The following is a 6,320-nucleotide window of genomic DNA, read 5'->3' as shown; positions in this document are numbered from 1 at the left end:
CTTTCTAAACGCTCTAATAGCGGAGAATCTGGAAAATAATCTAGAGAGTTTTGAATTTCTTCCGTTAACCTCAATATCGCCGATATACTTTTAGAATAGAGCTCTAAAGGGGAATTTAAAATTTTAACTCTATGTTTGGATATCCTTGTTTTAATATTCAATTCAGGAAAATCTCTTCCGACTTCTCTTATTATTTTTACAAAGCTTCCTTGGAAATTACTATCATCATTCATATTCTAACCCCGAAAATAAACAGAAGGTGGTTTCTATAAAAAAAACACGAAAAAACAATCAACTTTATAATCAACCATTCTTCTGAGGAGTTACTTCTAAAACAGATATTGTAGAATATACTGGTGTTCCAAGTATCCTTTCGCCATTAGACATACCATTTATGACGACTGGACCACTCTCCATTCCGCCAATCCTTAAACTAAGATTCAAGGGATTTTTTTTCGCGGAGTATAATGCTGTGTTCAGACAACAACAATTTGGATTTCCGTTGGAGTAGCCGAATCCAAATGACCTGGGCTGTTCTTCATCATCTTGCATCAAAGATAAAATAACAGTCCCCTCTCTCCTAGAAGCTATTATATTTGCAAAGAACAAAAATACTGAATTTGAGTTTTCTGGGGTTATAGAGATTTTACAAACCTCCGTGCCTCCAGAGCTTGTTTTTATATTCGAAGAAGAGAATAGACCATCACAAATAACAATGTCGGAGAAAGACCATGTTTTAAAAGCCTTTTTTATTGCGAAATTAGGGTTAATTTCCAATTCCCCTATGACCTTATCTACTAAAGAATCTGATATGGATTCAGTAAGTTTTTCTCCTATTTTTTCTAAGACATCTTCAGATATAGTGTCGGCATTTATGGAAAAAGATAAGTTGTTCCCATTTCCTTCCGGAAAAGCGACGTCTATTCCATTTCCACTCACTATCTTTGCTGCTATAGGACCTGAATTTCCTCTCTGATTTAATTTGGTTCCCAAGATCACTTGATTTTCGGATAATGGGGCGGTCATTTGCCCAACCATAATATTATCAGCAAAAACCACATTTTGACTTTCTGTTAATTTAAATCCAGAATCACCCATAATTAAAAACCTTTATAATTTTTAATTAAGGTTGTTTTATTTCTTCTTTTTTTTAAAAAGAAATGTGGTTGTTTTTTGAAATTTTATTAAATTTATCCTTGTTTAAGTAAAAAACTTCTTTTTTGGAAACTGTCTTACCCTCCAAGCTTTCATGCATGGTAAGCCATTCTAAATCTATAGCTATTTCTATACATCTCTTTATAGATGTTTCTATTTTCTTCCAATTCCTAGAAACTATATACCTATTCATCCTTAATATATAAGACAAATTTTCAAAACTTATTTCAAGTTTTTCAGGCCAGTTATAATTTTTTCCACAACTAATTCTTTTCCTTGTAGCGGAGCTTACTATCCAATCTATAAATGTATATGTAAACTTAGAAGCATTGGGAAACTTTAATTTTATCTCCTGGTATATGTTTGCAGGTTTTAGTATAAAATAAGAATCGATCTGATCTATTAATATGGGACAAGGTTCAACTATAAAACCTTTATGCTTTCTGTTTATGAAATTTAAAAAATTTCCCTCTTCTAAGTCTTCATTCTCTTTTAATGTCAATCCCTCCCATCCTTCAAATATCCGGATTATCGGAGAAAATGTTTGGTATCTGTCAATAACTTCTACTCCCTTTTCCCAACGCTTTCTTGTAGCGATAATTAAATGTGGTTGAGATCCCAAGTGCTGTAAAGCTTCTAGGGCTATGAGTGCCTCCTTTCCTCCAAATTCACTCTTATTTCTAGAAGTTTTGTAACGTTTTACACCATAAGCTTCTAAGTATTCAGATCGAGAAAACTTAATTCTAGGAACCTTACCTTCAAATTTGAAACTATTTGTTTCTCTAGATAAGTAATTACTTTGTATATTTCCGTTATAATTCGTTGCTGTCAGCAGCTTTTGAATAGCTGCCAAAGCATGATAATGGGACGGTTGTAAATCTAAACCAATAACTTCCACCTTGGATTCAGTAATACTAGAAAATATTTCCAATTGATCCTTGTCAAAAGAAATAGGTTTTCTTCCGAACTTTTGGTTTTCAAGATGTAGGGAGCTCTTTATAACTTGGTTCTTTACCATTTTTTGCTATTCTCGTGAAAAGCCCCTGTCGTAACATCAAAATTTAAAAATCCGGACAAGACAGGTCCATGTCTATTCTTAGCTAGGATTAATTCGATTAAAGTCTTTCGTATATCCCTGTTTTCGTAACACTCCTTCTTGTGTAAAAAAAGAACGGAATCAGCGTCTTGTTCTATCTGACCACTATCTCTAAGGTCCGATATGATTGGTCGTTTATTTCCTCTTTCTTCTACCCTTCTAGAAAGTTGCGATAAACAGACAATTGGCAACTTTAGATCAGAAGCTAAAATTCTTAACTGTCTAGATACTTCTGCTACTTCGTTTTGTCTATTTTCAAACAGAGTCTTGGATCGAATTAATTGAATATAATCAATAAACAAAATGGATATTCCATACTCTTCTTTTAGTCTCTTGGCTTGGCTAATTAAGTTGCTAATGGTAGAACACTCTTCTCCTAGAATATACATTGGAGTGCTTTTAAGATTTTCTCCGACTTTTTCTAATTTTTCTAAAGAAGACCTTTCAAAGCTCCCTCTTTTTAGAGATTCGCTTGAAATTGAACATAAGTTGGATAGTATTCTTTCTGCTATCTGGTTTTTTGACATTTCCAGGGAGACAAATCCAACTGGAATGTTCCTTTGGTAAGACAAGAATGTCGCCAAGTTGATAGAAAAAGCTGTCTTACCAACAGAAGGCCTTGCGGCCAAAATCACGTAATTTCCTTCGGATAGTATCGAAACATTCTCGTCTAAAAAAAGAAATCCAGTAGGTAGACTGTCGGAAAAGTCTCTTTGAGTTTTTTGCCTATATTCGTACCTGAGAGAAATTTTACCCATTAAGGGCTCTTCTTCCCTTTCTTTAGAAAATAAAATATCTCGAATGCTTTCTTTTTTTGTTCTTTCTTGAGAAAAGAACCTTCGCTGGATTTTGCTTAGAGATTCTTGTAACTCTTCTATAAGAACCCTAGTTGGTTTTCTATCGAAATGTTGATAAAAATCTTTTGATACCTTTTGAAGGGTATCTGACAATTTTTTATTGGCTAATTTTTCTTGTAGAAAATCTATATAGCAATAGATCTCAACTTTATTAGAGGTATCACAGTACAAACTCAGCACATATGAGGAATCTATTTTATCTTCTTGTCTAGCTTTTCTTATCTCCTCCCAAATGAAGTAAACATTACAGGGCTTCTCGTTCAAGACTAGTGTTTTTATAGCATTAAAAACTATTCTATGACCTAACTTCTGAAAATGTTCCTCTTCAAGTTCTTTGACAAGAATTTTAGCTTGTTCACTAAAAGTTACGGCTTGTCCTAACAAAAAGTATTCTATATCTAAATGATTATTTATTTCTCTTACGCCAGTATCCTCTTGTTTAGATAGATTCATATCAAGGCTACCTTACAACTTGGATTGTTCTTGAATGAATTCTTATCATAATACCTAACCATTTCTATAGAGGAATGTCCTGTAATCTCTACTATATCTCCTAAAGAGAAACCGTATTCTCTGTACATACAAATCGATGTAGCTCTCAAAACGTGTGGCGTAACTTTGTATGAAAAGTTACAACTTCCTGATATCGATACAAGTTGTCTCCAAACGTAATCCTTTTGTAACTTCTTCCCAGAGGAGGTGCTGAAAATAAATTCTTTTTCAGGAAATTTATCCCTAAACTCCTCTAGTTTTTTCATAAATCTATTTGGGAAGGCAATAATGCATTGTTTTTCTATTTGAGTCTTCACTGTAGAAAACTTTATAGTTCTGTCTAACCAATTTACATCAGAAAATTTAGTATCAAGAAGCTCACTTAACCTTCTTGTTGACTGTATGGCCATCTCAACAAAAATTCCTATTCTCAGAGAATGTTGATAAGACTTTTCTATAAACTTAAATAGATCAGATTTCGATATAGGCGAATAGATTGTCTTATCTCTGACCCTAGAAAAAGTTTTTGAAACACCTGTTTTTTGAGGTGTCGGAACTTTTATTAAACCACTAGTCTCTCTGTGTAGAAATTTAAAAAAGCTTAGAAAGGCTGCAGCACAAGTCTGCTTTGAATGTCTAGATAGAGAATTGATTTGGAGTATACTATCTAATCTAGCATTCAAATTTAGATTTTTTAAGTCGTTTAAGGTAAATCTTTCATATAAGATCTTTTCCATAAACAATCGTTTAAAACAGAAAAAGTACCTCGTTCTAGTCCCCTCATTAGAAAGTTGTGTCAAAAAGCAATTAATCAAATCTATCAAAAAAATTTTTGATAAATCATTCCAATTCTCTCCCAAAAAGAACTTATTATTTCTTAAAAGGATTTCTTTTTCCAGCCTACTATTCATTGGCACTTTCTCTCACATATATAATGAATCTTAATTCATTATACATAAATTAAAAAAAAAGAAAGGTTGCATAGTCTACCACCTAGAGTTGCATAGTCTACCACCTAGAGTTGCATAGTCTACCACCTAGAGTTGCATAGTCTACCACCTAGAGTTGCATAAAACTGAGACAAAACTGGACCACTATATTATAATAAAGTATTTTTATACTTTTATAAGCTTACCGGGATTCAAGATTCCTTAGATAAGGAAAACAACTCTCTCAGAAGTTTCTTGGACAATGGAGAAAGATTCCGGCTCTTTTTAATTAAAATCATTAATTCATAGGCCTTTTTATATATGAGGTAGTCCAATGGATCCCTATCACATGATTTGTCGTCTTTTCTAGAAGATGGTATAAATTGATTTAGCGTAGTAATTGCCACATCATTTTCCATGCCCTGAATTATTTCCATTACGGAAATTTTTTTCTCCACGTCCGCCTTCCTAGAGGCCAACATGTAAGCTGTCTTGTAAGGTATAGACTGGAATTTCTGCCTCAACTCCTGATCAGGAAGGCTAGAATACAATTCATAGTAAGCCAAAGCGTTGTAGGCAGAAGATTTCGTTGGAAAAACAAGGGAGATCCACTTTGTGAAACTTGTATCGAAACATCCAATCTCCCTTAAAATTTTCCTAACCTTGAAAATCTTTTCCCCGATCAACAAAACGCCTTGCTTTTGTATTCCTTTTATCTGGTTAGTTAACTGTTTGATTAAAACAATCTTACCAGAGAAATTTTCGTCAACTTCAGAAAAAATTTCAGAAATTTTTTCTGATTCAAAATCATCAAGAACAACGTTAGAAATAGCATTGTCTGTCCTAGAAGAAGTTTTTGAGACAGACACATTCCTATTTTTTTGGAAAAAATCACTAGCTTCCTTATCTATTTTTTTCACAGAACTACCCAATATTTTCTAAACCTTCAGAAAAAACGCTTTCAAAAATACTTTCCGAAAAATTGATAATATCAAAAGATGCTCTAGAATTTGGATAAGCCGAAAAAACCGGACTTTCTTTCAGAACAGACCTACTAAAGGAGATATCCCTCCTAACAAAATAGCAAGGCACTTCAAAAGAAAAAACAGAGCTTATATTCTTCAAATAAAGGTGATTAGTAGAATTCCTTGCATCCCAAAAGGAGATAACTGTCCCCAAGATCTTTAGATTAGGAAAAGACAGAGTCTCCAGAAGATCCCTGATCTTGTGTAAACCTACTACAGAAAACGGTTCCGGAGATAAACAAACCACTAAACTATCTGACGCGGAGAAAGACTCTCTAACAAGAAATCCTAAACTAGGAGGTGTATCTATTATACAAATATCATAGTCTAAACTCTCTCCTAGAGCTGTCCTAAGGTTCCCTGAAAGAAAAGAATCCTCATTAATAAGATCACCTCTTAAGAACTCAGAGCTAACACAGGAAGGAACAATATCTAGGTTCTCCTTATTCGTTTTGTTCACAAAATTTGTAATCTGACCTCCGTTCACTAAAAGACCAAAAGATCCCAGAGAATCCGCACTACTAATTCCAACATAAGTTGTTAAATTAGCCTGCGGATCCATGTCTACTAACAAAACTCTTTTGTTTTTTTTCTCAGACAAATAGCAGGCAACATTCATTGACAAAGTCGTTTTTCCTGTACCCCCTTTGAAAGAGCAAAAAGTTATTACTTTCATAAGACTCCAACGTTAGAGCGCTGTTAGGAAAACATTTCCTTTCTAGCAAAGGCTAACATTATCAAAGCTTTTTTCATTTTAGCGTTATTA

7 protein-coding genes are annotated in these 6,320 nt (G+C 33.6%); all 7 read right to left on the bottom strand.

Annotated elements, in window-relative coordinates:
• Positions 1 to 233, bottom strand: a 233-nt coding sequence (locus KJA62_RS05175) for a virulence factor (RefSeq protein WP_213318994.1), incomplete at its 3' end; no start/stop codon positions are given.
• A 70-nt stretch (positions 234 to 303) separates the two neighbouring features.
• Entirely contained in the window at positions 304 to 1,098 is a 795-nt protein-coding gene (gene pgp3 / locus KJA62_RS05170) for a virulence factor Pgp3 (RefSeq protein WP_213318993.1), read from the bottom strand.
• A 52-nt stretch (positions 1,099 to 1,150) separates the two neighbouring features.
• The gene (locus KJA62_RS05165) at positions 1,151 to 2,173 is read right to left on the bottom strand and encodes a virulence factor (protein ID WP_213318992.1); all 1,023 of its coding nucleotides are present in this window, start codon (positions 2,171 to 2,173) and stop codon (positions 1,151 to 1,153) included.
• Entirely contained in the window at positions 2,167 to 3,561 is a 1,395-nt protein-coding gene (locus KJA62_RS05160) for a DnaB-like helicase C-terminal domain-containing protein (RefSeq protein WP_213318991.1), read from the bottom strand. Before KJA62_RS05160 ends, KJA62_RS05165 begins: the two co-directional genes overlap by 7 nt.
• Positions 3,558 to 4,511, bottom strand: a complete 954-nt coding sequence (locus KJA62_RS05155) for a tyrosine-type recombinase/integrase (RefSeq protein ID WP_213318990.1) — start codon at positions 4,509 to 4,511, stop codon at positions 3,558 to 3,560. The genes KJA62_RS05160 and KJA62_RS05155 overlap by 4 nt, the downstream gene beginning before the upstream one ends.
• A 230-nt stretch (positions 4,512 to 4,741) precedes the next feature.
• The gene (locus KJA62_RS05150) at positions 4,742 to 5,449 is read right to left on the bottom strand and encodes a CT583 family protein (protein WP_213318989.1); all 708 of its coding nucleotides are present in this window, start codon (positions 5,447 to 5,449) and stop codon (positions 4,742 to 4,744) included.
• Between the two features lie 4 nt (positions 5,450 to 5,453).
• A complete protein-coding gene (locus KJA62_RS05145) occupies positions 5,454 to 6,230 on the bottom strand; it encodes a ParA family protein (RefSeq protein ID WP_213318988.1) in 777 nt (258 codons plus the stop codon).
• Between the last annotated feature and the right edge of the window lie 90 nt (positions 6,231 to 6,320).

It is taken from the genome of Chlamydiifrater volucris (genome assembly GCF_902806995.1).
Classification (GTDB): Bacteria; Chlamydiota; Chlamydiia; order Chlamydiales; family Chlamydiaceae; genus Chlamydiifrater; species Chlamydiifrater volucris.
Note: the sequence above shows the minus strand (reverse complement) of the source record. Positions and strands in the feature narration are given on the sequence as shown.

Excerpts from the sequence above, each read along its gene's own strand:
- KJA62_RS05155 (WP_213318990.1), bottom strand. The coding sequence starts at position 4,511 with ATGAATAGTAGGCTGGAAAAAGAAATCCTTTTAAGAAATAATAAGTTC.
- pgp3 (WP_213318993.1), bottom strand. The coding sequence starts at position 1,098 with ATGGGTGATTCTGGATTTAAATTAACAGAAAGTCAAAATGTGGTTTTT.
- KJA62_RS05160 (WP_213318991.1), bottom strand. The coding sequence starts at position 3,561 with ATGAATCTATCTAAACAAGAGGATACTGGCGTAAGAGAAATAAATAAT.
- KJA62_RS05145 (WP_213318988.1), bottom strand. The coding sequence starts at position 6,230 with ATGAAAGTAATAACTTTTTGCTCTTTCAAAGGGGGTACAGGAAAAACG.
- KJA62_RS05165 (WP_213318992.1), bottom strand. The coding sequence starts at position 2,173 with ATGGTAAAGAACCAAGTTATAAAGAGCTCCCTACATCTTGAAAACCAA.